General features: G+C 55.1%; 18 protein-coding genes, 1 tRNA gene and 5 pseudogenes. 10 read left to right on the top strand and 14 right to left on the bottom strand.

Going from position 1 to position 24415, the window contains the following annotated elements; genetic code table 11:
• Positions 1-94 precede the first annotated feature (94 nt).
• Both QA648_RS22560 and QA648_RS22555 read right to left on the bottom strand, forming a co-directional pair.
• Positions 95-170 (bottom strand) — tRNA-Val (locus QA648_RS22560).
• 299 nt (positions 171-469) lie between these two features.
• A complete protein-coding gene (locus tag QA648_RS22555) occupies positions 470-2653 on the bottom strand; it encodes a hypothetical protein (protein WP_283053758.1) in 2184 nt (727 codons plus the stop codon).
• A 952-nt stretch (positions 2654-3605) separates the two neighbouring features.
• Here QA648_RS22555 and QA648_RS22550 point away from each other — a divergent pair.
• Both QA648_RS22550 and QA648_RS22545 read left to right on the top strand, forming a co-directional pair.
• A pseudogene (locus tag QA648_RS22550) lies at positions 3606-4216 on the top strand (IS3 family transposase); the annotation flags it as partial.
• A gap of 556 nt (positions 4217-4772) precedes the next feature.
• On the top strand, positions 4773-5177 hold the full coding sequence (locus tag QA648_RS22545; RefSeq protein ID WP_283053757.1) for a GtrA family protein: 405 nt from the start codon (positions 4773-4775) through the stop codon (positions 5175-5177).
• Positions 5178-5410: 233 nt separating this feature from the next.
• Here QA648_RS22545 and QA648_RS22540 read toward each other — a convergent pair whose 3' ends face one another.
• From QA648_RS22540 to QA648_RS22525, 4 genes are all read right to left on the bottom strand, one after another.
• Positions 5411-7117, bottom strand: a complete 1707-nt coding sequence (locus tag QA648_RS22540; protein ID WP_283054242.1) for a hypothetical protein — start codon at positions 7115-7117, stop codon at positions 5411-5413.
• Positions 7118-7176: 59 nt separating this feature from the next.
• Positions 7177-8241 (bottom strand): glycosyltransferase family 2 protein, encoded by a 1065-nt coding sequence (locus tag QA648_RS22535; RefSeq protein WP_283054240.1) that lies wholly within the window; start codon positions 8239-8241, stop codon positions 7177-7179.
• A gap of 143 nt (positions 8242-8384) precedes the next feature.
• Positions 8385-9524 carry an acyltransferase family protein gene (locus tag QA648_RS22530; RefSeq protein ID WP_283054239.1) on the bottom strand — a complete coding sequence of 380 codons (1140 nt, stop codon included), beginning with the start codon at positions 9522-9524 and terminating at the stop codon, positions 8385-8387.
• 338 nt (positions 9525-9862) lie between these two features.
• Positions 9863-10105 carry an Imm1 family immunity protein gene (locus tag QA648_RS22525; RefSeq protein WP_283053756.1) on the bottom strand — a complete coding sequence of 81 codons (243 nt, stop codon included), beginning with the start codon at positions 10103-10105 and terminating at the stop codon, positions 9863-9865.
• A 190-nt stretch (positions 10106-10295) separates the two neighbouring features.
• On the opposite strand from QA648_RS22525, the gene tnpB reads away from it, so the two are divergent.
• Both tnpB and QA648_RS22515 read left to right on the top strand, forming a co-directional pair.
• Positions 10296-10595 (top strand): IS66 family insertion sequence element accessory protein TnpB, encoded by a 300-nt coding sequence (tnpB, locus tag QA648_RS22520; protein ID WP_349254317.1) that lies wholly within the window; start codon positions 10296-10298, stop codon positions 10593-10595.
• A 45-nt stretch (positions 10596-10640) separates the two neighbouring features.
• Positions 10641-11547, top strand: a pseudogene (locus QA648_RS22515) (IS66 family transposase); the annotation flags it as partial.
• Between the two features lie 28 nt (positions 11548-11575).
• Here QA648_RS22515 and QA648_RS22510 read toward each other — a convergent pair.
• Positions 11576-12709 (bottom strand): annotated as a pseudogene (locus tag QA648_RS22510) (ISAs1 family transposase); the annotation flags it as partial.
• 99 nt (positions 12710-12808) lie between these two features.
• Between QA648_RS22510 and QA648_RS22505 the strand changes: the two are divergent.
• A pseudogene (locus QA648_RS22505) lies at positions 12809-13330 on the top strand (transposase); the annotation flags it as partial.
• Here QA648_RS22505 and QA648_RS22500 read toward each other — a convergent pair.
• The 3 genes and pseudogenes from QA648_RS22500 to QA648_RS22490 all read right to left on the bottom strand — a co-directional run bounded on the left by QA648_RS22500 (position 13308) and on the right by QA648_RS22490 (position 14694).
• Positions 13308-13543: pseudogene (locus QA648_RS22500) on the bottom strand (DUF6429 family protein). The pseudogenes QA648_RS22505 and QA648_RS22500 overlap by 23 nt on opposite strands.
• A gap of 58 nt (positions 13544-13601) precedes the next feature.
• Positions 13602-13712, bottom strand: coding sequence for a transposase domain-containing protein (locus QA648_RS22495; protein ID WP_283053755.1), 111 nt, complete (start codon positions 13710-13712; stop codon positions 13602-13604).
• Positions 13713-13752: 40 nt separating this feature from the next.
• Positions 13753-14694, bottom strand: coding sequence for a LysR family transcriptional regulator (locus QA648_RS22490; RefSeq protein ID WP_283053753.1), 942 nt, complete (start codon positions 14692-14694; stop codon positions 13753-13755).
• A 206-nt stretch (positions 14695-14900) separates the two neighbouring features.
• Here QA648_RS22490 and QA648_RS22485 point away from each other — a divergent pair, with 206 nt between their 5' ends.
• The 4 genes from QA648_RS22485 (at position 14901) to QA648_RS22470 (ending at position 18545) form a co-directional block, all read left to right on the top strand.
• Positions 14901-15566 carry an ABC transporter permease subunit gene (locus tag QA648_RS22485; protein WP_283053752.1) on the top strand — a complete coding sequence of 222 codons (666 nt, stop codon included), beginning with the start codon at positions 14901-14903 and terminating at the stop codon, positions 15564-15566.
• A gap of 4 nt (positions 15567-15570) precedes the next feature.
• Positions 15571-16389, top strand: coding sequence for an ABC transporter permease (locus QA648_RS22480; protein WP_283053750.1), 819 nt, complete (start codon positions 15571-15573; stop codon positions 16387-16389).
• On the top strand, positions 16386-17231 hold the full coding sequence (locus tag QA648_RS22475) for a transporter substrate-binding domain-containing protein (protein WP_283053749.1): 846 nt from the start codon (positions 16386-16388) through the stop codon (positions 17229-17231). Before QA648_RS22480 ends, QA648_RS22475 begins: the two co-directional genes overlap by 4 nt.
• A gap of 78 nt (positions 17232-17309) precedes the next feature.
• Positions 17310-18545, top strand: coding sequence for a CapA family protein (locus tag QA648_RS22470; protein WP_283053748.1), 1236 nt, complete (start codon positions 17310-17312; stop codon positions 18543-18545).
• A gap of 87 nt (positions 18546-18632) precedes the next feature.
• Here the strand turns inward: QA648_RS22470 and QA648_RS22465 are convergent, their stop codons facing one another.
• From QA648_RS22465 to QA648_RS22450, 4 genes are all read right to left on the bottom strand, one after another.
• A complete protein-coding gene (locus QA648_RS22465) occupies positions 18633-19121 on the bottom strand; it encodes a helix-turn-helix transcriptional regulator (RefSeq protein ID WP_283053747.1) in 489 nt (162 codons plus the stop codon).
• Positions 19122-19504: 383 nt separating this feature from the next.
• Positions 19505-20812 (bottom strand): hypothetical protein, encoded by a 1308-nt coding sequence (locus QA648_RS22460; RefSeq protein WP_283053746.1) that lies wholly within the window; start codon positions 20810-20812, stop codon positions 19505-19507.
• Between the two features lie 101 nt (positions 20813-20913).
• Positions 20914-22128, bottom strand: coding sequence for an MFS transporter (locus tag QA648_RS22455; RefSeq protein ID WP_283053745.1), 1215 nt, complete (start codon positions 22126-22128; stop codon positions 20914-20916).
• Between the two features lie 110 nt (positions 22129-22238).
• The gene (locus QA648_RS22450) at positions 22239-23123 is read right to left on the bottom strand and encodes an AraC family transcriptional regulator (RefSeq protein ID WP_283053744.1); all 885 of its coding nucleotides are present in this window, start codon (positions 23121-23123) and stop codon (positions 22239-22241) included.
• Positions 23124-23396: 273 nt separating this feature from the next.
• On the opposite strand from QA648_RS22450, the gene QA648_RS22445 reads away from it, so the two are divergent.
• Positions 23397-24386 carry a class I SAM-dependent methyltransferase gene (locus QA648_RS22445; protein ID WP_349254316.1) on the top strand — a complete coding sequence of 330 codons (990 nt, stop codon included), beginning with the start codon at positions 23397-23399 and terminating at the stop codon, positions 24384-24386.
• The last annotated feature ends 29 nt before the right edge of the window (positions 24387-24415 follow it).

The following is a 24415-nucleotide window of genomic DNA, read 5'->3' as shown; positions in this document are numbered from 1 at the left end:
CAGAGTTTGGAGGCGGCTAAGGGGAATCGATAATTCCGAAGGAAACTTCAAGTGGCTATTATCGTTGATGTTTAGCCAATTTTCGAGGAAAAACTGGTGGGCGATGAGAGACTCGAACTCCCGACATCCTCGGTGTAAACGAGGCGCTCTACCAACTGAGCTAATCGCCCTCTCGCGGACGGAGCATGATCGCCCTCGCGTTCGGTGAGTGTCATCTACCTGCGCCATTCTCAAATTACAAGAGCGATTTCCATTTTTTATTCGACCCCATACCTCTTGAACGCGCCTCGGTGCCGAGGCCAGTCATAAACGATTTTTTATGCGTCCAGAGATGCAACTGCTCTGCGCGAATGATCACAAATAGAGGAATTTTGCCAATCTGCAGGCATATTTGCACCAAGCTTCGAACCCACTCCATCGGATGATTGGTCTCCGGTAAATCACATCATCGACCTATCTGAACCCCGTCTCAAATCTCGAAAGGCCTGACCTGATCCATTGCCGCAGCTAATCCCGGCAGCATGATATCTGAGCGTCCATAGAGCTCCCTGCTTGCACCGACGCTTCGCCCAAGGATATAGGCCCGCGCATCCTCATCCATCAGATCGCGGCGGCACAGATCCTCGAAGAGGTGCCGCCATCCGTGATTCGGCCGAAGGGACGGGCGGTGCAAATAGGGAATCAGTGATCGCACCCAGGTCGCCAGCACGGGCCTGATCCTATAAGCTTTACTACGTTTTCTGTAGAATAGTGGCCCCTTCTTGACCGTGAACACGAAGTCCATAAAGCCTTCCGCGATTAACGCCGGATGCACAGGTATACGCCGCTGGCTGGACGCGGTCTTTAACGACCGACCGCCGATGGTCGAAACCTGCCAATACCATCGATCGAGATGCTGAAAGAAATCCTCTTTTTCGAGAAAAGCGGCCTCCCCGATCCTCATCCCGGAATAGGCGCACAAAAAAGGTATCCACCGAAATATAGGTTCTTTTTCAAGGCGTGCCGCACGTAAGATTGTTGTCGCCTCCTCAAGGGTATAGGTCCTCAGATGGGAGGGTTGACGAATTGATTGCGGAGGCCTCACTCCCGCCAATGGATTGCCGTGAGGAAAGACAATGCCCGGTTCGTGATACCGCGCCCAATTGAGTATCGTCTTGATATTCTGGATCTTCTGCTTCACCGTCGAATTCGCTAGCGACCTTGTCGACAACAACTGATGACGCCATAGGAGAGCCTCCTTAGCCGTTACCGTGAGTGCGTTGTCCGAATTGCGAAAAATCGCGAACTCCTGCGCATGATGGCGAAATTTCTCCACCGTATAAGCAGCCAGACGACGAGGATCACGGCCCATGCTGCGATATTTGAGTTCGGCATCAATAATTTGGACGAACGTCAAGATTCTGATGGGCGCCTTTTTTGTCCTAAGGACCCTTGCAATCCCTTTCTGTAGCAGCGGGTGATCCGGCTTTCCGTCGAAAATATTCCGATTGCGCTCATCCTGTCGCGCCATGACCTCATAGCTCGAAATACAAAGGCCCCGCGCGAGATTCCGCCATTCGAGTGAACCGTATTCGCAGACATGCCAACCTTGGCGCCTGGCAATTTCGATCCGATTGCCAACCAGGCGCCGTAACTCCTCGTCATTCAAAACGCCCAAGTAGCCGCGCATCCAATGATCTTTGTGAAGAGCAACAGCATTATCCGACTGGAAGACTGCACCGCCTCGCAATTCCAGATCCGCTTTGATTTGCACCAGGTAGTCGGCAGCGACAATGGAGGCTAAAGATTTGGGATGGCGCGCCCCGCCTGGTCCCAAGGCCCCCTCTCCGCCGTGCCGGACGAAATCGATTTTTTCGCGCAATTCTTGGAGTACTGAGGGTAGAAGCCCGATTGCACGTTTTCGATCGCCGCCCAGGGGCCGTCTAAGCTCATGTGCGCCAGCAAAATGATCGTCCCGCAAATAGAGCGGTATCTTGATCCGTGCATAAAAGCGCCCCCTCTGCTCGAGCAAGTTAGGGATCTTCTCAGCGGCCTCGTCAATAGCTGCATCGTCCCATTCGGATAATGCCTGGCTTCGAAATTCATCATTCGCCTTCATTTGCGCGAGATAGTCGCGCGCGATGATTTGACCCACGGTTTTAGGGTTGAAGATCTCGGGTCGTATCGCAGTTTCTGTATGGCGCTGCTTGGCAAGTTTTATTTTTTCCCACCACTCGTCGAGGATGGCCGGCAGACGCTTTATCGCTTCGCCTCTGTCACCGCCCAAGGGCTGTCGCAGTTCGGTCGACCCACCAAAATTGTCATGACGCAAGGATCTCGGGATCTTGACCCTAGCAAAGAAGCGTCCGTCTCGATTGAGCAAGTAGGGAATCTTTTCCAGCCCGGTTTTCGCCGCTTCGATTTGCCGCGCCATTCGGATTTTTTCCCGCAATTCATCGAGAACGGCGGGCAGCTGCTTTATCGCCTCATCTCGATCACTGCCCAAAGCCCGCTTTAACTCGGCGGCACCGGCAAAATGGAGATAGCGCAATCTTCTCGGTATCTTCACCTTTGCAAAAAAACGCCCGTTCTGACTGGCCAAATATGGAACTTTTTCCATTTTTCTTCCCACACGACGAATGTTGAAGACTCTATGTTTCAACCACTGGTACATGGTGGTGCCTGTCCAAGCGCCGAGTGCTGCCACCTAACTTCAACGACATCCGACACCGAACTGAAGGTGCGCGCGGCGCAAATGAGATTTAGCCACACTGCCTCATTGCCGGTCGGCTATTTGTGGTCCTTGAGCTCGATATATCTCGCTGTATTGCGGTGCGTGTTGGCATCACTGCAGATCTGATGAATTATCTAATAGCGAAATCGAGGAATGGTCGATTGGTCCGCAGACTGAAGGCTGAACCACTTACGCAGACACGATCCTTGCGAACCTTTGGCAGGTCTAAGGGGTACCGCGGACATTGGATAAATCACTGCTACCGAATATTAACGATCGCGAAAGCGAACGAGCCCGCGGCGACACAAACCGCAAGCGTTGCCTAGTAATCCATATTACCGATCCCCGCTATCATGCCGGATCCGGCATGATAGCGGTCATCATACTCATAAAAAAGATGGAGGGATAAATTCGTATGCACGTTTTCTGTCGGGCAGTTTCATGGCGTGAAAAGTGCCGCAAGCCTCCCAGCGCATAGATTGGACCGCACCGAGATCGATTTGGTCTCCCTTCTGCAAGGTATCGGAGTGACGAGGGCAGTGTCGAGCCGATCATGCTGCTCGATTATCAACCAGGCCGCGGCCAAATTTACCCGCAGGCCTTCCTGGGCAATTACCTAGCCGCCGACATCAGCCGCGCATAAATACGCTCGTCCATCCCGGCCACCGTTTGGTGGGGCCGTGGGCACCTGATTCAGGAGACCTTCAAGGAACCGCGCTTGTAGCATGTGCAGGAAGCCCCAAGACGACCGGCGCGACTTCATCGATCCTATTGATCAGGAAGCAAGCATTCCTGCGAGCCATGACGGGCAGGCAGATGCAAACCCGCATTCGTCTGCCCCTGCCTGCCGAACGCCAAAAAAGCAAGCGGCTCATTCCTTCCGAACCTGGTTCGCCCAAGACTGCGCGACCTCGCCAACGAGCGGCGGCGTTTCGGCTATCGGCGACTGTTTGTCCCGCTCAGGCGGGGGGAGAGCCGTCCGGTGTCAACCGCGTCTACCGGCTATACCGCGAGGAAGGCCTGTCGGTTCGCAAGCGGAAGACCAGGCGGCGTGCCGTCGGAACGCGTGCGCCAATACTCGTAGAAGCCAAGGCCAATGCCCGCTGATCATTGGATTTCGTCCACGATCAGTTCGCCTGCGGAAGAAGATTTCGCGTGCTCAACATCGTCGATGACGTGACGCGCGAATGTCTGGCGGCGATCCCGGACACCTCGATCTCCGGCCGTCGTGTTGCTCGCGAATTGACGGCGCTCCTCGAGCGGCGGGGCAAGCCCGGCATGATTGTCTCCGACCATGGCACGGAATTCACGTCGAACGCGATCCTCGCCTGGTCAAAGGAGCACAAGGTCGAGTGGCACTACATCGCACCGGGAAAGCCAATGCAGAACTGTTACATCGAGTCCTTCAACGGACGGATGCGCGACGAGCTGCTGAACGAAAGCCTGTTCTTCGGTCTCGATCATGCCCGCAGCGCCATCGCCGAATGGGCGGACGATTATAACCGCCGAGGCTCTATTCGCCGCTGGATGAAAGTTCAGAGGCAGGTCAGAACCAGCATTGCATCCTCATGGTGCAATGGGCTAACGTGCCCATCTCGCTGATGAACTCGGGAGGCGCCACTAGCTCGCCGCCCTGTATGAAGCCGGAAAACTCTAAGCCTGCGCTGGTCCAGAATTTGGGGGCGGTTAAGTGGAAGCTGAGGGAATTGATAAAGCCAACGAAAACCCCAAGCGGCTATCATCGTTGATGTTTTAGCCGATTTTCTAAGAAAAACTGGTGGGCGATGAGAAACCATATCCCGCATGAAGAACATCTTCATCGGCTTATAGAATTGCTTCGTGTTACGAAACTAGGCAGCATACTAGCCATCTACGAGCATAACCCATTAAATCCGCTGACGTTGAGAGCCGTGAATACCTGCCCTCTCGATGTCAATGCTCGCCTCATTCGCAGCGGCGTCATGCGCAATAGAGGACGGAAAAGCGGCTGGGCATCCGCGAAGATTGCCTACAAGATATTCTTTCCGTCTGCTCAGCGCATGCCGGCGCGGGAGACCGCATGATCGCAACGATCTGGCAAGCAATACGCTTCGCCCTGGTAGGAATAGCCAACACTGGTCTTGGCCTTCTCACAATGTATGCAATAATGTATTTCTTTCGTCTCGGTCCGCTGGCAGCGAACGCTTTGGGATACACGATTGGTTTGGCTCTAAGCTTCGCGTTGAATCGCAAGTGGACATTTCGGAATAACTCTTCGATCCAGCAGGTATTGTTGAGATATATCCTTGCTGCGGCACTATCTTACACGTTTAATTTTATCACCATCTTGATCTTCTATCACCTATTCAAAACAAACCCATACCTTATTCAACTACTGGGGATCGCACCATACACGGCTTCCATGTTTCTAATGTCCAAATTTTTTGTCTTTCCGCAGCCAAAAAGAATGGCCGTAGCGCAATGATTTGCCGATGCGGCCCGACGATACGCATTAGCGGCTCGGTGAAGGAGAGCAGTAAATTTCCCGTCGCTTAACCGTTTCACGCGGTTTCCGGGATTGCGAGTTATGTCACTCGTCCCGAGCAGGCTACCCAGAGGGCTCAAAATTGATCTCGCTTACTCGAAACCGTCCATTGATCGGCTTGCATTAAACGATGATATCGATCGCGCGCTTTCGAGCAGAATATGCCACTGCGCTCAAGATCGGTGGCATCTGTCGCGCTCAGGACGTTTCCTGTATTGGATCGCTTCATTCTGCCGAGCATTTTTTTGTGGTGTCGCCCTGCTCGACGAGATGAAGCGCTTGTCGATCGCGTAGAGCTTGGCGAACGGTGTATCACTGACAACCTTTAGTCCTGCGGGTACTCTGTCGCCGCTATATCGATCGGGCAGATCAGCGTTAACGACAAGCACGAAATCAAAGCGGCGCCGCCAATCTATCAAATAGGGCGTAAAAGCGCTGAAGCTTTCCACCAAGTCCGGACAATCTAGCACACTGACGGAAAGCAGGTTGCCCTCTGGAACGGCGATATTGGTCCATGGCGGCAATACCGCCAGTGGCTGCTTGCCTTTGGCAGTAAATAGCGTCGGCACGAAAGAATGGGCGAAAGGAACGGCGAGCGTCGGCAGGTGCCGGAAAGTGTTCTCATTCCATGCGAAATGCCGATGCGCGGTTCCAGTTGGAATGTCTCGGGGCTCATGGGCCACTGGTAGGATTGCCGATCCTTTCGGTATGGCGGCGAGGACCGCGCGAATATTTGCGACATCGGCCTGCCCACACCACCAGTTGAAACCAACCCAGACCGTTCTGCCAAAAACCACACAACTTAGAACGGCAACGAGCATTAAGGCTTCGCGGCGTGGCAATTGCGGCAGAGGGCAGATCATCGCCATTGCCCCAAGCGCTGCCATAATCGGAAAGCGCCAGCTGATCCAACCCGTGCCCATGATATGGAGGGGCGACACACAAGAGAGAATGACAAGACCGACCACTGTTACCCCTAAGCCGCAATGCAGCCGCAGGCGTCTGGTGCGAAGAGCGTTCGTACATATTAGCACTAACGGAATTAGAAATAAGGCGTCCACCATCGAGACATAAGTCCACATGGCAGACATAAGATTTGCCAGAATTAAGGTCGGCGAATTGTTCCATATTGCACCGAAGCCGGCATCCCCACTGTTGGGTAGCACGGGTGCGTAGATGAACAGACATACTGCCGGGAGCACGCAGGCGAGAATCCCAATCGCGAGCCTTACGCACAGACGCACAATATTACGCGGCGCCAAGGGCTCAAGTGTCGACGAAAGCTCGAGTCCGCACAGAAGCGCAATATAAAAGCCGAGCGAGAAGATATGCATAATCGTCAGAAGCAGGCCGGCGGCAATGCGCCACAGCAGCAAAGCTGTCTGGCTTCCTGGCTGCAAGGCATGATCGACCGTTGCAAAGAACAACGCCATACCTAAACCAATCTGAAAATTGATAAAGCCGCCGATCAGCGTCGCACACCACGCGAAATAGAGAATGGCAACCTGCCAATAGAACGCTCCTTGAAAAAGGCGCCGGTGCAACGCAATTGCCCCTAATGGCGGCGATACGATTGCAAGAAAAAGCAGAATTCGCGCCAGAAACGAGACGCCGATCAGCGGCCCGAGATAGTAGGCAAGGAGATCGATGCCGGCATTGGTGAAAGTCCTGCTCCAGTCGATCGCGTAGATCTGCTGAAACGGCTGCTCCGTTATTCCGCCGGCGAGCAGCCACATGCGCGCATAATGGTTGGGATAATCCAACAATGGTGGAAACTCGAACGCAGCGACGAGAACGGCTACGATGCCAACAAAGGCCGCGATCGCGATGTTCGGTCGCTGCTCGACGATCACACAACCGTCACTAACATCTCCCGCCATGGAATCCGCTGGTTCCGACGCGGTAGAAATACCCAAAGTGTGCTCCACGACGCGTGACATCATCGATGCATTTTCAAGTAATCGGTATCCGGCAGAGCTTCGATTTGCGTGGCCAGAGCAACTTCAAGCGCTCGGCGTTTTTCCGCGGCAGTCATATCGGCAAAATCGCTGGCAAGGTCGATGGAATGTCCATTTTGAACGAGACTTTCAATCACGAACATCGGCCGCCTTTTGTTCTCCTGAACCAGCCGACCGATATATTCGCCGATGATGCCAATGCAAATCAGCTGGATCGCGCTAAAAGCTGCGATCGCAGCCATGATGCTTGACCAGCCAACGATAGTCTCGCTCTCGATCCAACGCACCAGCGTATAGATCAACAGAGCAATAGCGGCGGCCGCCGTAACCATGCCGAGCCATGTACTGATGCGCAGCGGCACGGTGGAAAAACTGGTAATGGCGTCGATGGCGAAATTGACCATCTTGCGCAGGGGGTATTTTGTGACGCCAGCGAACCTCGCGTCGCGCTCATAAGGCAGCGCGACCTGCCGCCCGCCGATCCAGCTCACCATGCCACGAATAAAGCGATCCCGCTCGGGCATCGACAGCAAGATATCGACGATCCGGCGGCGCATCAGGCGGAAATCTCCCACGTCGCGGGGGATAGCCACAGAGGCAAGCCGCGACAAAAGGCGGTAAAAGAGCGAAGCGGAGGCGAGCTTGAACCAGCTTTCGCCCTTTCGTCGCGCGCGCTGCCCATAGACGACATCTGCGCCGCGATCCATGATCGTCATCATCATCATCATTAGCTCCGGCGGATCCTGCAGATCGGCGTCGATCAGAAGCACACGCTGGCCGCGCGATGCGGCAAGACCGGCTGTCGCGGCAAGCTGATGACCATGATTGCGCATCAATCGGACGCCGAGCACCTGTGTGACTTCCCCGGCAAGCGAGGCAATGACGTCCCAAGTCCCGTCCGTTGACCCGTCGTCCACCAGAATTATCTCAAAGGCATCGCCGGCTATGTGACGCGCTGTCGCTGCCGCCCGCCGACAAAATTCCCGCAGCCCCTCTTCCTCATTATGGCAAGGCGCGACGATGGAAAGAAGGAACTCTCGCGATATATCGTTCATAGTCACCAACACGGGATTGAAGCGGCGACATTAAGTGCAAAAAGTCAAACAAGATTTAAGGATACGAAAGACCGGACAGAATCGGCTTAACGGACTTGACTGTAGACAGTGTTGAGAAGCCGAAGGTGTACGGATTAGATGCAGCGGGTGCCACCCCAAGCGCGCCAGAATACTTCGACGTGTCGCTTCAGTTCGTAACACAATGCGCAGACCGCAAGCGTAGCGACGGCGATTGGAACAAAGGATGAGGTAGACATCAGCCCCATCTGGTGCAATCCGTAAGCAAGAAGCAACATGACCGTCTGATGGAGCACATAGTAAGTGAGCACTGCCCTGTTCAGATAACTTACGACGGCATTTTCCGAATTCCAGCAAATTTTTGCATACCCGAGAATGGCAACGATAGTACACCATTGAAAGGTGCCCCCGAATGCTCGTCCTGACAGAGCGCGCCACATCTCGGGCTCTCCGGCTGGCAAGGCAGGAAAGAGCAATGCCAGAACCATCGCGCACGCCAAAGCCAGAATGAGAGCCGGTTTTCGCATGCTGACCACTGCATCCCAATATTCATCACGTGTCGCCATGACGACACCGAAAAGGAACGATGCGAAGTAAACGGCATGGCTATACCAGTCATCCAAGATATTGAGCGTCGGGGGAAAAGCCGGTCGTAGAACGAGCCTTATCAGCACGAACAACAGTGTGGGCACGATTAGTATCCATTTTCCCCGCAAAAGAGCCGCCAGCCGCCTGCTCATGCTAGGCAACAACTCTGGCCACACTGATGCGGTGAATGTCAGGATCGCGGTATAGATCCAGAGATAGGCGAGATACCATAGGTGCTGCATTCCGCCGAGAAGGAGAGTGAGTTCGCCGTCCGGCAGACGAACCGGTGTCAAGGTCACGTAGTGGCAGAAGACGTCAAGCAAGCTGATATCGACTCCCCCGGCAGCATTTAGCCACACATAGATCTGTGGAGGTATGAGAAACAGGAGACCGACAAGAAGCGGCGTCAGTAATTGCCTTGTTCGCGCGCTCCTCAACGCACCAGGAGGATGCCTCGTCAACAAAATGCCGGTCACTGCTCCCGAAATCAGGAAGAGCAAGGACATTCTCCAGGGATGCGTCCACAGATGGATTAAGTCAAAGACCGAGGAGCTGTCCGGCGCCTTCAGTATAAAGTTTCTCGAATTATACATCAGGCTGACGTGATAGATGATCAGCAGCATGAACGCTGCGACCCTGACAAAATCCAGATCGTGCCGACGTGACATTCCATCCATGATTTCGTTTGTAGGGCACATCCATTAATATATGGTTCAGAAAATGAATTGAAATCTTAAGATGCATGCGGCGCTCCTCTTTACCGACCCCAGAAATCGCCAACGCTTGTTCAGCCCTATCCAAGACGGTTGGTAACCAGACCGTGTTCCATTTCCAATTTGCGAGAGCCCTTGCGTCCGAGCCGTTCGGCGGAAAACAGCTATAGACCTAGTCTGGTAGGATGTCGTTTCCCCGACGGCTGGTGGCATCTGCGACATGGACTGGCTTACTCATCTTTCGCGCCCTCCTTTCCCTTGCCGATCATGTACCGTTACTGGATTTAGTTAGGTCAATTATCCTCTGGCCAATCGAAATTTTCCGCGTCAACCCAATCGGCGGTAGCAGGTCTCTTCTCAGGGGTACCAAGAAAATCCTCTAATACCGCTCCCGCAATATCCCAAGGAACATAACTATTTCTAGGAACGGAAGCTCCATTATTCAAAATATCAAACACTTCTTCGCTCATCGCAATAGATCTGGAAGTTATTGAGAAGTTTCGTGCGAAATCATCTGCATTGTAACGATACGGCATCGAAATACCCTCTCCTTTCATATAGTATAAGAGAGTATTGATCTCCACTTTCAGCTAGAAATTGGATTGAGCCACCCACATCTTCTTCCCATCGTGCTAGGCGCTGCTTCGGATCATGCGTGGGCTGGAGACTTTGCGGTGAATCCGTTTCCGATGGGAACAGGGGTCAAGGTCTGGCTTTCGACGGGACATGCGCTGCGGGTTTCCCTCTCTGGCGCTTCGGGTGCAGGAGATTCTGAAGCATGCCCCTTTGTCGGGGCATCTCTTCGTCTTCGGGGGGGGCAGATCGCATATTTTGAAGATCATTTGGCACGATGGTTTGGCCGCCTGCCTTTTTACCCGCCGGCTGGAGAAGGGCCGGTTTATCTGGCCGAATGTGGAGGGCGGCGCAGTTGCGAAACCCGCATCACCGGCGCAGCTTTCTTATTTATCGTCCGGAATTGACTGGCGAGCCCCTCAGGAAACACGGCGTCCGACACGGGTCGGATAGCATTATTATAACGAAAATATTGAGTGAATCTGATCGAATGGCTTCATGACCTCGAAGCCTGTGGATCTTCCTGCGGACCTTGCGAGCGCCTATCTGGCGCTGCTTTCCGAGCGTGCGACGCTGCAGGCTGAACGCGATGTTGTTGCAGCCGAGCGCGACACCGTCGTCACCGAGGGGGATATCGCGGTGGCGCAAGCGTGAGCGCGTGGTGATCGATCCCCCGACCGTCTGTGCTTGTTGCGGCGGGTCGCGCCTGTCGAAGCTGGGTGAGGATGTTAACGAGACGCTGGAGGAGATACCGCGCCGCTTCAAGGTGATAGAGACGGTTCGGGAAAAATTTACCTGCCGTGATTGCGAGGCGATCAGCCAGGCGCCAGCACCGTTCCATGCCACGCCGCGCGGCTTCATCGGTCCTCATCTGTTGGCGACGATCGTCTTCGACAAATTTGGGATGCACAGTCCGCTGAACCGCCAAAGCACAAGGTTCAAATGTGAGGGCATAGACCTGTCGACCTCGACGCTGGCCGATCAGGTCGGATTTGGAACGGCGGCCATCATGCCGGTCTGCGACCTGATCGAGAAGCATGTCTTCGCAGCCGAGCGATTGCATGGTGACGACACGACCATCCCGATCCAGGCCAAGGGCAAATGCATAACCGGTCGAATATGGAGCTACGTCCGGGACGATCAGCCGTTCGGGGGAACGGCTGCGCCGGCGGCGATCTATTATGCGTCGAGTGACCGGCGCGGCGAACATCCGCAAAAACACCTGGCCGAGTATGGCGGCATTCTACAGAGCGACTGCTACAATGGCTTCGAGCCGCTCGCTGTCGCCGAGACAAAGACGGTTCCAATCACCTTTGCCTTTTGCCACGCCCATTCGCGTCAGAAATTCTTTGCACTGGCCGATATCCAGAAGAATGCTCGGGATCACAAGCGGAAAGGCAAGCCGACAGGGGAATCGCTTCAGGTAAATTTTGCTGTTGGGTGATGAGGCTTTCAAGATAATCGTCGTTCAGGTTTGCCTTTTTGCGTCGGACTTTGAGGCTGTGCTTGTCTTTTGGATTTCGCACTAGGTTCATGGCGATGTGTTTGACGAGGGCCATGTTGTGGGGTCCTGAGGCGGTTCGCAATCTGGAGAGGTCGTCGTGGAAGACGACGTCGAGGACCCAATGCAATCGGTTCTCGATGCCCCAATGGGCGCGGACGGCGGCGGCAAAGGTTTTCGGATTGAGTTTGGCTGACGACAGATAATAGCGCCTCTCGGTCTCGACCTTGCCGGCCCGCTCGGTGTGGCTCTCCACCATGGCGATCATGGCAAGATGGGGAAAGCGCGGTTCGTCGGGATATCGACGGTCGGAGATCAGCCAATCGACGTCGTGGCAGACGGTATGCCGGCGCTGCTCGATCCGGCCATGGTCGTTCTCGACGGTTGCCGTGTCGGTTTCAATCATGTCGGCGGGCGGATCGGCGAAGAAGCGTGCGACGTCGTCATGGGTGACGGGCCGGTTGGCCTTGAGCGCAAGCAGATAATCACCGCCGCGCCGCACGATCGTCTCGGCAATGGCGGTCTGCGTGCCCATGGCATCGATGGTGACGATGGCGCCGGTCAGTTCGAGCCGTTCCAGCAGCAGCGGAATAGCCGTGATCTCGTTGGATTTGACGTCGGTCGCTTCCTGGCCGAGAACCAGCCGCTGCCGGGTTGCCCAGGCCGAGACCATATGCAGCGGTTCGCGTCCTCGGCTGCGCGCATGGGTCCGGCGGGATGTCTTGCCATCAATGGCGATGACATCCGGATCGCCATCCCGCAACGCTTCGACCCATGAGGTGAAGCAGGATTTGAACAGCTCGGGATCGAGGGCGTTGATGACGTCGTTCAACGTGTCATGGGAGGGCAGACCGCGTTCGAAGGCAAGGAAGCGCCGCAGAAAGTCCATCCGCTCCTCGCCCCAAAGCCGGATCTCGACGAAATCCTCCATGCCGCTCAGCGTCGCACACAGCACAAGCAGCAGAACCTCCGGCAGCGGGTAAACCACCCGCCAGCACTGCCGCGGATCGGAAAGTGCTGAAAAATGATCAAGAATGGCCCGCGAAGAAGTAGGAGAGACTGGCATGAACGGCTCCGTCGATTCGAAGCTCCTCATGAATCACAATCCGACCTCCTGGCGCCACAACAGAGTCAAAGCTAAAGCGATTGCCCTGGGCAAGCCGATTCACCGATCGCATTGGAAGCCGTCAAGCGCTATGACGAGTTGTTCGAGATCGAGCGCCAGATCAACGGTTTGAGCGCCGAAGAGCGACTGGCGGTACGCCAGGAGAAGAGCAAGCCGCTGTTCGACGACATGCACAAATGGTTGACGAAGGAACGTGCCACGCTCAGCAGATCGTCCGAGGTCATCGAGCCGATCGATTACATGCTCAAGCGCTGGGAGAGCTTTGCCCTCTTCCTCGAAGACGGAAGGGTCTGTCTTACGAACAATGCGGCGGAGAGAGCGTTGCGCGGTGTGGCGTTAGGAAGAAAAAACTGGAGCTTCGCCGGTTCCCAGCGTGGGACCGAGCGTGCCGCCGTCATGCTGACCGTCATTACCACATGCCGGCTTAATGATGTCGACCCAAAGGCCTGGCTTGCCGATGTCTTTGCCCGCATCGCCGATCTTCCCGTCTCCCGCCTGCACGAACTCCTCCCATGGGAATGGAAGGCCCAAAAGACCGCTATTGCGGCGGCGGCCGCGTAAATAGCTGCCGGAACAACGCTGCCGAACGCTCCAAGCCCTCATCGGTCAGGACCAATGACTTCGCCTTATTGACTGGGACGCCGATCATGCCCTTCTTGTGAAGCCGATCCGTCGTTGCCCAGTCGAAACCTTCCAGGCGCAACGCTCGTTATGCAGCGTCAGCCATAACAGCGCCAAAACTGCATCGTCGATCTTGTCCTCATCAATCTCCATGAACCGACATTACCACGCGCGCCGCCCAAAATCCCGCGGTCCTGCTCGGATGGATACGTTACTTCTTGAAGTTCCAGGGCATCAAAGCGTCGAGGTCGGTCGCTGGCCAACCTGCGGCGATGCGCTCGCCCGTCTGCGTCAGCCGCGCCAGTGGATCGACTTCGATCATCTTGGCGGATGACGGCTATCAGCACTCTGCTGGGGCACCCCTACGAGATGGCTATAGCCACCTGCTCAATAGCGTAGCGAAGCCCGTCACTTAATTGGCGCTCCTTTTGCCAAAAAACGACGTAGTGGTAGATCGCTCCTGGCTCAAAGGGCCGAAATTCTGCACCGAGGCCAGAGTACTCCTTCGCGATTATCTCGTTCGTGACAGAGACGCCGATTCCTGCCAAGACGAAGCCGACGTCATGACCATTGGCGTCATATTCGACGACAATTTGTGGCGTGGCCCCCAGATAGCGAACTGCATTGACGCTCATTTGGTGAGAAGCAAACTGCGGATCGATGTCGATAATGGCCTCGCCGACAAGGTCTTCGGCGGTGACAACCTGCTGCGATGCAAATTGGTGATTTGGCGGAAACAGACAGACATTCGTGGCCGCGCCAATGGGCATCCAATCAAAGATGCGTCCGTCGAGAGGCAAGCGCGAAATGCCGAGATCCGCGCGGCCGTTTAACACATGCTCTGCGATCTGCTGATAAGTGCCCGATTTAATCTGAACGGTATAAGAACGACTTTTCTCGCGGATCTTTTTCACCACGCGCGGCAGCGTTCCGAATGAGAACGCGCTTGGGGCCGCGATCGCGATCACCCGCGTATCATTGCTCTTGAGAAACTCTATTGCTGGCCCTATTCGGTCGAGACCGGCAAACGCGGCATCGATCGTGCGCAAAAACTCCCATGCCTTATCGGTCGGGATCAACCTGTTGTTTTCCCGGCGGAAGAGTGCAAATCCAATCGTCTCCTCCAGTTGCTTGATGTTTTGACTGACCGCCGGCTGGGTTATCCGCAACGCCTGCGCGGCGAGCCTTTCCGAGCCCGCACGCATGACCTCGCGCAGGATTTGAAGCTGCCGGATCCGAACTCCTGAACCATCAATATCCACAACGCGGTCCCTCGACGTGATGTCGCGCAACGCCCAGTTCATAAGCAGCGCTTATCGAAACTTCTTTTATCTTATAAATTGACCGCGGAAAATCAAAGTATATTTTTGACTATATGGCAAATTAACTAAGAGTTAATTGGATTTAAAACCTCGCCAATCGGTTAATTTTGCGACTTTCTCGAACAATATTTGAATTAAGCGCGACATTATAGACTGACATACCCGACAGACGTAGAGGAGGTGCTGGTTTGTACGTTTTCTTAGATCAATTCATCTATGGGATAACGAATACGATTGTTGTCTTTTTCTTGAGTTGCGCTTTGGGAACTTCATTAGGCTTGCTTATCGCGATTTTCGGGAACTCACGCCGAAAAGCCATTGCATCCTGCTTGCAAACCTATACCGGGATCATCCGGGGCGTTCCCGAACTCCTGATCATCCTGCTGATGTATTTCGGGGGAACAGCCTTCTTGAGCATGATTGTCGGCCGCTATGTCGAGATCAATGCGTTCGCAGCCGGGGTCACGTCATTGACCATCGTGTTCGGCGCCTATGCTGCAGAGATCTTTCGCGGTGCGATCAATGCAATTGCGCCAGGCCAAAGAGAAGCCGCTTTGGCGCTCGGGCTGGCGCGGTGGCAGATCTGGTTTCTGATCATCATTCCCCAAATGATCCCGGTCGCTCTACCCGCCTTCTGCAATCTTTGCATCTCTTTGATCAAGGATACATCCTTGATCTCTGTTGTGGGTCTGACAGACGTCATGCGGGTCGCCTACGTGGGCGCGGGTTCCATGCGCGCGCCCCTTCCCTTCTATCTCGCCGCATCGGCGATCTATCTCATGCTCACCAGCCTTTCCCTACTGTCGTTCAAGCTCATCGGGCGTCGCTACTCAATCCCGTTTGGGAAAGGTTGAACCAATGAATACCGCTGTTGTGCTGGATGCACTATTCACCCTTCCTCGCGGCCTGGTTCTGACTTTGACGCTGACATTCGCATCGCTCGCGGCCGGTTTTGTGATCTCGATTCCTCTGGCAATCCTGCGTGCATCGACCAGTCCTTGGGCGTCCGCATCGGTGCTAGCGTATACCTATGCCTTTCGCGGCACACCGCTGCTGGTGCAGCTTTTCCTGATCTACTACGGCATCGGCCAGCTTTCTTTCGTTCGCCAGAGCCTTCTCTGGGAAGTGATGCGCGAACCGTTCTGGTGCGCATTCATCGCCTTCACGCTGAATAGCACCGCTCACACCACCGAGGTCCTTCGCGGTGGGATTCAGGCGGTCCCACAAGGGCAGATCGAAGCCGCTCAGTCTCTTGGTCTATCGCGCCTCCGCACGATGTACTTGATCACATTTCCGCTGGCCTTCCGTATCGCCCTGCCGGCCTACGTGAACGAGGTGATTGGAATGCTGAAGGCAAGTTCGCTCGCAAGCACGATAACCTTGCTGGAGATCACCGGCCTGGCACGTCAACTGGTCTCTGAGACATTCGCGCCGTACGAGGTCTTCATTGTCGCAGGCGGTTTCTACCTGCTGCTCACCCTCATGATTACTCGCGCTTTCCAGGCTCTTGAGGTGCATTGGTCGCGCCCAAACAAACCGCTGAGCGTTGCGATCGCGAGCAGTCCAAAGAAGAGGCCAAAGCCATTGCTGACCACCGCGACGTCTCAAGCTGCGCCGAGGTCGGACCTATCAGCCATGAAATTGTCAAACTCAACGAAGGAAGGACGTCTCTCATGAAACGAGCTGCCACGCTTGCCTTGTGTTCCGTGCTTGTCAGCACCACAGGTTTATGCGCTTTCGAAAAGAAAACGATCACCATTGCGTCCGAAGGCGCATCGCCGCCCTGGAACGCCTTAAATGCCGAAGGCAAGCTTGTCGGGTTCGACATCGATGCGGGCGAGGAACTCTGCCGGCGCATGAACCTCGAATGCATTTTCGTGGCGCAGGATTGGGATGGGATTATACCGGCTCTGACGGTCGGAAAATTCGATGCCATCATGTCCGGCATGGCGATAACCGAGAAACGGAAGCAGTCGATCGCCTTTTCTCAGCCTTACGCCGGCGGTTTTAATCAGCTCGTCGTGCGCAAGGATCTGGATCTGCCGCCGACCGACACGTCGAAGAAATTGAACCTCACCAACGTCGACGCCGACAAGCAGGCTGTCATTGATCAGCTTCGAACAGCACTCGCCGGCAAAACGCTCGGCGTCTTGCGATCGTCAAATTCGGAAGCCGTCCTGAATGATTTGTTCGGCAAGGTGGCGACGATCAGGAGCTACGATTCCCAAGACAACATGCATCTAGACCTCGCGGCCGAACGCATAGACGGCGGGCTTGCCGACTATTTCACCTGGAAAGCCTTCCTCGATAGCAAAGACGGCGGGACCGCAACTTTGTACGGCCCGCAACTCTCCGGAGGTTTGTGGGGACCTGGCGTTGGCGTCGGGCTTCGCAAAGACGACGCCGAACTCATCGCTGCCTTCGATAGTGCCATTGCGGCCGCCACACGGGATGGAACGCTGAAGCGGTTAAGCGAACAATGGTTCGAGATCGACGTTTCGCCGCAGGTTTCGGAATAGAAGCACCCGCCCTGTGCATTTCCCGAGAACGGCTCGGTGCATGGGGAACTCGATGATCCTAAACTGAAGGAAGAGTGTATGTCCGCCCCCTTTTCCATTGCTCTGACCGGTCAGTCGCTCATTCGCCATGACCTGAGGACGATCAGCGACCGGCGCCTCAATGAAGTCGTCCAACTTCTCAAGGCGAGCGACGTCGTCTTCACCAACCTCGAGACGACCATCTACGGGCGTTATGGCGGTTGGCCGCTCAAGGGCTCCTATTTCGGCGCCGCCGCACCCTCAGTTCTGGCGGCGTTGAAAGAGCTTGGCTTCAACAGCCTGGCTTTGGCAAACAACCATGCCTTTGATCTTGGCCCTTCGGGCATCCTTTCGACACTGGAGGAAGCGTCTGCCCAAGACTTTCTTCATGCCGGCATCGGCGCCGACCAGCATCAAGCGGCAAAAATCGAAAAGAAGATGCTCGGATCGAGGACGGTTGGGCTCATCGCCATGGACGCTGGTCCCGGTCCATCGTTCATGTATGCCGAAGATGCCATCGAAGGCCGTATGGCAAGGCCCGGCATCAACAGGCTGAAGGTTTCCCGGGTATTCGAACTTGAGGTGGAAACCTTCAACATGCTTCACTCCATTCAAAAGCGGTTCCTAAGTTCCGATCTGGAACGGGCGAATTATGCGCAACCGGAGGATCCGCCTCAGATAAATGCCAAGGACGAAATCGATTTCTATGGAACGGTGTTTCGGAGATCCGACCAGTACGCCCGGCGCATTGTCGTCGACAGACAGAGTGCCTGGAATCATCTTTCAGCGATCGTGGAAGAAGCGGGCCGCGGCACATTCGTCATCGTCTACTTACATCACCACCACTGGGAACCGAGCTGGCAGCAGGTGCCGCCATGGGTCCAGGATTTTGCGCATAATTGCGTTGACGCCGGCGCCGGTCTTTTCGTCAGTCACGGAGCGCCGGTTTTGCAAGCAATCGAGATATACCGTGGCGCCCCGATTTTCTATGGTCTCGGCAACTTCATCTTCCATACCGATAAGGATGAGCAGGAATGGAGCCCGCCCGAAGTTTGGAAGAGTATTGTTGCCACCTGCGACTTCGAGACGGGCGGACGCTTGCGAGAGATCAGCTTGCGCCCGATCATCGTCGGCGGTCCTGAAGCACTCTCGGATCGACAGCTTGATCGCCTCCCCTTTCCCGTGTTTGCCGAAGGAAAATTGGCAGCTGACATTCTCGACGATCTCGCCGACCGAAGCGCCGGCTTTGATACGGTCCTGTCTTACGAAAACGGGATCGGTCGGATAATCCTGTAAGGCTTAAAATCCACCCTCTCGACGCTCCCGCAGTCCGAGCTCAACATTCGCAGCCCTTGCGGCCGCCAAATTTTGCCTATCCTTTCGCTAGCTATCAGCCTCCGGCCGCTCTTCCATCTCTTCATCGGCAATGGAACTGACCAGCGCCACGACGCGGCTGCGGACACGCGGGGGAAGCAGCAGAACGTCCTCGATCAGACGGCGGCCTTCCGCGGTGGAGATATAGGCGATGCGGTCATCGACCTCGGTCACGATTTGCGGATCGACTGCGCCTTCGGGATCTGGCAGGCCCTCGAAGAATTTGGCGACGGGCACTCTCAGCCGTTTGGCGACCTCATAGAGCATGGATGCACTGACGCGATTCCGGCCGTTTTCATATTTCTGCACCTGCTGGAAACTGACGCCAATGCCGGCGCCAAGATCACCGAGCGATACATTCGATTGTATCCGGCGAATACGGATCTGCTGTCCGACATGCAGATCGACGGGATGCGCTGACTGGCTTTCAATGTTCGGCTGCTTGCTTTGCTGTCTTCTCGCCGATCGGACTTGTGCGGCGGCTGTACGGCGATTCATGTTCGACACCCCGACTGGAGAGTTTCATGCGGTACGCCCCCGCTGAAAACTCGCTCAACCCACTGATCGGGAAGTTAGAACACCGTACGAGACGGCCCTATGGCCTTTAGCTCCGAGGAGCCTGGACATACGCCACAGGCTCCCCGACCCAAAAGGTCAAGGAGTGTGATGTCGTACCGGCCGACATCAACCGCTCGTAGGGGGTTCTAATCCCCAAGGCAGCGCGTACTGCCTCACTAAAAAAGATAGAGGAATTCGGCTCGCTTCGCAACCGAATTCTCTACAAGATTCAATAGCTTCGTCTTGGAATCACGCGTGAGTTCACAGAGCGATACATCCGCGAATCGCGGATGCAATAATGCGCTGAGGTATTTCGAGCACAATCAGGAAAACGCCCATTCCGGCGCATCTGCGCTCAGCGTCCCAGCTGAAAAAGCCGCGGCCAGATCCGCCCACAGCGGATCCTCCGTAAAGCTTGACAAAGGTCCAGAAGCATCCTCGATGCTCATCTGGCCAAATCGTTCCAGAAGGCTCGAAATCCCGTTGCTGCCGGGCGTGTTCAGCAGAGAAAATGGCTCGTATGGCGAGGAAATGACGCGATGGCCCCACGCGCCCGGCCGCTCATCCTCAGTCAGGGCGCCGAGAAGCTCCGCGTCACGATCGTCGCTCCTCAGCGCTTCACCGAATGCCCAGCGCATCAACGGATAATAGACCGTATGACGACTTCCGCCGAGAACGCGTATTCCGGGCAGGATCGATGTGACGATAAACATCAACAGGAGATTCGGAATGATCCGCCCGTTCGCCAAGGCCGCGCCCAGAGCTCCGGGTGAAAATTCGACATGGAAATCCTCTGTACCCCTCGGCCGAAGAACCGCATCATCGAGCCACAATGGAAAGAGCCGCCCGTCGATGCAGCCCCAGAAGAAATGGGTCGAGTTTTTCAGCCAACCTCGCCAGGCATTATCGGCAAGTCGATCAATGCCATCGAGAAGCCGTGTCGCAAAACTGATATCCTCGATCAACCCTGCTCGCAGCCAAGATTGCTCATCGGAAAGATGATCCCCTACCAGATCGGCGACATCGTAATCATCGAACTGAAGGAAATCGATCGCATTATCGAAATAGCGCTTCCAGAGACTAAGGTTTGCCGCCTTGATCGCTTCGGCCGCCGACTGGAACTCCCCGGCCGGCAAGATCCCTCGAAGACGACAGATTGCGTCCGTCTCCCCGCCGGGCCGATCGACATTCTGGAGTTGAAAGCTATAGCCGTTGTTTCTGCCCAAGATGCTGTAGGGGATCATCTTGCTGCGTGACAGGCCGAATACATTGATCGCCTGGCCATCAACGTGCAGCCAGGCAGGGCCTTTGCGGCCGCGCTCCACGAATTTGACGGTCGAACAACCGTAGGAAATGTAGCATCTCCTTCCACGGGCGCGGAGCCCCATCAGCGAGAAGAGATGGGTATAAAATGCATCGGGCTCGATCAACAGGTGTAGGTGCGGACCGGTTTGCAGCACCGGGGCAGCTTCGATCTCTCTTTCAAATCTCGATACTTGCTCTCCCGAATAACCACGGCGTTGCGCGATCTTTCCGATCCGCGAGCGCAATAACGACAGGGCTTGCTGTCGGGGGGCGCAGTCCGATTGATAAGAGGCGACGGTGAAGACCGCATTGGCATAGTCTGCCACCGGAGCCCCCTCAAACTGACGGGCCCAGGGGAACAATTGAAAAATGAGAGCTTGAAGCTCGTCCTTGGATATCAGGTCTGCGCCGCTTGATGTCTCCATTCTCAAATGAGCCGGCTTTCCGCCGAACCTCCCCGATTCATTCTGAAGCAAAAGAAGAGCGCAGCGGCGATCATGACCGTGCCGAAAAGCCCGAAAATTTCCGAAGGCAGGATCGCGTTTCCGAAAACGCCGATGATGCCGTAGCCCAATAAGCCTGTGGCGACGCAGACCGTATGAATCTGGCTCCGTGCACGCCCCAGCGCATCGATCGAGACGGTCGACTGAACCTGAACATCAATCAGAACCCGCGCGATGTTGTAGCTCAATCCCAGGATCGTCATTTGAATGATAGCGAAAGGAAAACTTTGGTAGAACCAAAAGCCAAGAAGAAACATGCCGGCAAGCGCCAAATGGACGAGAATGTTCTGCGGTCGCCAGAACCCACTACCCAAGAGAAAGATAGCGCAGCCGGCAATGGAGCCAACGGCCCAGGCCGCCTCAAGACATCCGAATTGCAGCGACGTCGCGTCCAGTTCACGGATCACATAAGCCGAAGCCAACATGTTCACAAACATGCCCATTGCATAAATCAGTCCGTACATGGCTGCGCCGGTCTTTAACGACCCAAGAGCGAACGTGGTCGGCAGCAGATCCGAGCGACGAATGTCGCCACTTTTAGGGCGATGATGAGCCGCAGAACGCGGGCGTATGCTGCTCATCGCCAGCAGCCCCAGGAGGGAGAGGACAAAGAACCCACTTGGCAACAGAGGTGCTAACTCCCGGCCAGCGTTGCTCAGCATGAAACCGGTGATTATGGCCGCGAGCAAATTGCCAGCCTGCATTCCAATATACGCGCTCGAATTGAACGATCCGAGATTCACGGCGCGCGCTATAGATGGGATTAATGCCTGCAGCGACGTCGAGTAGGTTCTGTCGACGATCGCAAAGATGGTCCAAGATAGGTAGAGAACAATGAGCGGATCGGCGAACAAGAACCCGAGCCCGGTCGTCAGCATCAGCACCAGCCGAAATAGATCGCAGACGATGCAGACCATGCGACGGTCAAACCGATCAATCAGAGTGCCGCCGATATTGCTCGTCAACAGTTCGGCAGCACCTCCGAGCGCGAGAAGAACGGCAAGAGCACTGGTGCCGTGGCTGACATCGACGGCAATCCAGGCCGCCAACACAAAATAGGCATTGCGCCCGGCGGAAGATGTGACAACGCAGAAGTGATAGATGGCGGAAGCAGTGTTTCTCCCGATCAGGCCAATCAATATCCCGACTCCATCTGCAATCCTCACGATAATTTGTGAGGGCATCCTATTCGACCCGATGGAGCGCGGCTTTCACGAATGTGATATTTCTTTTCTCGCTCGCGATCAGTCTATCCCGTCCAGAGTGCACGATACTGCGCCGGCGAAAGTCCGGTCTCCCGCCGAAACCTGGTCGACAGATGGCTCCCGCTTGCATAGCCACAGGCAATCGCAACGTCTGTCACGGTCATCGTCGTCAAACGCAGAAGATCGCTGGCGCGTTCAAGTCGCCGTTGATTGTAGAACGCGTAAGGTGTCAAACCTTGGGATTGTTTAAAGGCTCGACTGAAGTGCTCACGGCTTATCCCCGCGTCTTCAGCGAGTGCGCGCACGCTGGGCGGTTGATCGATATGGGCATCGATTTGTTCGATTACTCTCTTGAGGAGCGTTGGTGCCAGTCCGCCCCGCGAGGCCTTGCCGGATGTTCTGGAGTGGCGTTGCAGAAGTCCAAAGATGGCTGCCAGGTATCCTTCGACGATTAGATCGCTCATAGGATCATCATGTGATAGCTCCCAGGCAATCTGCCGGGCTACGGATTGGATCGGCAGATCCCTGAATCCGAGTTTTGGACGCCAATTGCCGACACCTGGCAGTCTCTCCGACAAGTTGGTCAAGAACGCGTTTGCAACTGTGATCATGAGATAGCCGGCGTCGGCATCGCCTTCATCCCAACCACTCCAGTGACAACCTGGCGGAATATAAACAAGAGAACCGTCGGGTCGCGGAGTGAAGCCGACATTGCGCCCGTCAATATAGTTTTCCCCGATTTTGGCAGAGCCTCGTATGTTGAGGAAGATCATATGGTGATCAGTTGCAACTTCGATGTCCTGCCGTCCTAAATCGATCCGGCGAACAACATCGGCGCGCGCATCGTTCCAAAGACCTTGTCTGTGAAGGATCATTTGTCCTTGAGACTGCTTTATTTTTTCGGGTCGAACGGCTGCAACGGGCTCCACTTCTTATGGCTTCTCCTGTTCAAGAGCGGCGGCAGTGACCGTAGCGGACTAAAAGTTGCTCGACAAATTTCTTTTAACCTGAGGACGAATTTTATGTCACTTTCATGAAAGCATATCACAATCCTGGATGCGAAAACCTGATGAATCCGCTCATCTTCCCTTCGAGCATTATCGCGAAGAGGCTTCGTATCGCTGGTCACCCAAGATCAGCCACGAGCGCATAGGGATATCAAAGAAACCAGAATGCGATGATGCGAGAGAAAGGTCTTTCGCATGCATGAATTTGACGACTTCCTGGAGGAGTGCGACCGTGCCCCTCGGCTCAACGAGCTTTCGGAGTTCTTTTCGACAACCGCATCGGGGCGGGCCGGCATGCCCAGCCGACCACCTCAGCTTGACCGGCGCCTCTTTCCGTTGGACCTAACGTTCCGGCGCTTTTCAGCTCTCCATCCGTTGCGGCAAGGTCCGTTTGATCAGCATTATCTCAGCAGCATTCCTTATCGGTTCGAAGAGGAGTGCCGTATGGGCTGCGCAATTCTCAAATACGCACGCGCCAGAAAGGGAAGGCTCAACCTCTATACCTTAGGCACCGCCGAAGGCACGATGGCGCGTGTGATTGCCGAACTCGGCAACGGCAGGGTCGAGACGCTATCCTGCAGTCCCAATATCGAGAACCTCAGAAACTTCTACGCCTATGGTGTTCCACCGCACGCCATGTTTTTCCATGGGCCGTTTCACCATCTGACACCTGAGAAAGTTCAGCAGGACGAAAAGCTGAAGACGTTCGCGAACGGCTTTGACATAATTGTCGAAGACACGACGTTTCAGATGTATTCGCCCAATCGCTTCGATCAGATCCGTTTCGTTTCGCAGCACCTGAAGAGCAAAGGGTTATTCATATTCGTCGAAAAATTCAGGCATGAAGACGACGAGGAGTATCGGCGGCGCGAACGGCAAAAGGACCATGGCTTCAAAGCCCGCTTTTTCAGTTCCGCCGACATTCGCGCAAAGGAAGAGACGGTTCTAACGCGGATGAATCGAAGCGAGGTCACTCTGATAGAGATCGCCGAGACGATGCGGCGCTTTTTCAAGCACTCGTTCGTGACCTGGAACAGCGGGAATTTCTACACGCTCGTCTCCAGCAACAGTGCAGAAAACCTCGACCTCTTCCTGTCGAAGCTCTGCCCAGCCGCGATACCAGCAGAATATGCCTACGCTGATCTTCCTTACAGACTTTATGAAGCGACGGGAGAAAGCGGTTGAGATGATGGTCAGCGAGATCCCGAGGTTGT

Origin of the sequence: Rhizobium sp. CB3171, assembly GCF_029714265.1 — a bacterium.
Taxonomy (GTDB): Bacteria; Pseudomonadota; Alphaproteobacteria; order Rhizobiales; family Rhizobiaceae; genus Rhizobium.
The sequence above is the reverse complement of the archived record's forward strand: the minus strand, read 5'-3'. Positions and strand labels throughout refer to the sequence as shown.

Excerpts from the sequence above, each read along its gene's own strand:
- QA648_RS22555 (WP_283053758.1), bottom strand. The coding sequence starts at position 2,653 with ATGTACCAGTGGTTGAAACATAGAGTCTTCAACATTCGTCGTGTGGGA.
- QA648_RS22545 (WP_283053757.1), top strand. The coding sequence starts at position 4,773 with ATGATCGCAACGATCTGGCAAGCAATACGCTTCGCCCTGGTAGGAATA.
- QA648_RS22540 (WP_283054242.1), bottom strand. The coding sequence starts at position 7,117 with ATGGCGGGAGATGTTAGTGACGGTTGTGTGATCGTCGAGCAGCGACCG.
- QA648_RS22530 (WP_283054239.1), bottom strand. The coding sequence starts at position 9,524 with ATGTCACGTCGGCACGATCTGGATTTTGTCAGGGTCGCAGCGTTCATG.
- QA648_RS22525 (WP_283053756.1), bottom strand. The coding sequence starts at position 10,105 with ATGCCGTATCGTTACAATGCAGATGATTTCGCACGAAACTTCTCAATA.
- tnpB (WP_349254317.1), top strand. The coding sequence starts at position 10,296 with ATGCGCTGCGGGTTTCCCTCTCTGGCGCTTCGGGTGCAGGAGATTCTG.
- QA648_RS22495 (WP_283053755.1), bottom strand. The coding sequence starts at position 13,712 with ATGATCGAAGTCGATCCACTGGCGCGGCTGACGCAGACGGGCGAGCGC.
- QA648_RS22490 (WP_283053753.1), bottom strand. The coding sequence starts at position 14,694 with ATGAACTGGGCGTTGCGCGACATCACGTCGAGGGACCGCGTTGTGGAT.
- QA648_RS22480 (WP_283053750.1), top strand. The coding sequence starts at position 15,571 with ATGAATACCGCTGTTGTGCTGGATGCACTATTCACCCTTCCTCGCGGC.
- QA648_RS22475 (WP_283053749.1), top strand. The coding sequence starts at position 16,386 with ATGAAACGAGCTGCCACGCTTGCCTTGTGTTCCGTGCTTGTCAGCACC.
- QA648_RS22470 (WP_283053748.1), top strand. The coding sequence starts at position 17,310 with ATGTCCGCCCCCTTTTCCATTGCTCTGACCGGTCAGTCGCTCATTCGC.
- QA648_RS22465 (WP_283053747.1), bottom strand. The coding sequence starts at position 19,121 with ATGAATCGCCGTACAGCCGCCGCACAAGTCCGATCGGCGAGAAGACAG.
- QA648_RS22445 (WP_349254316.1), top strand. The coding sequence starts at position 23,397 with ATGCATGAATTTGACGACTTCCTGGAGGAGTGCGACCGTGCCCCTCGG.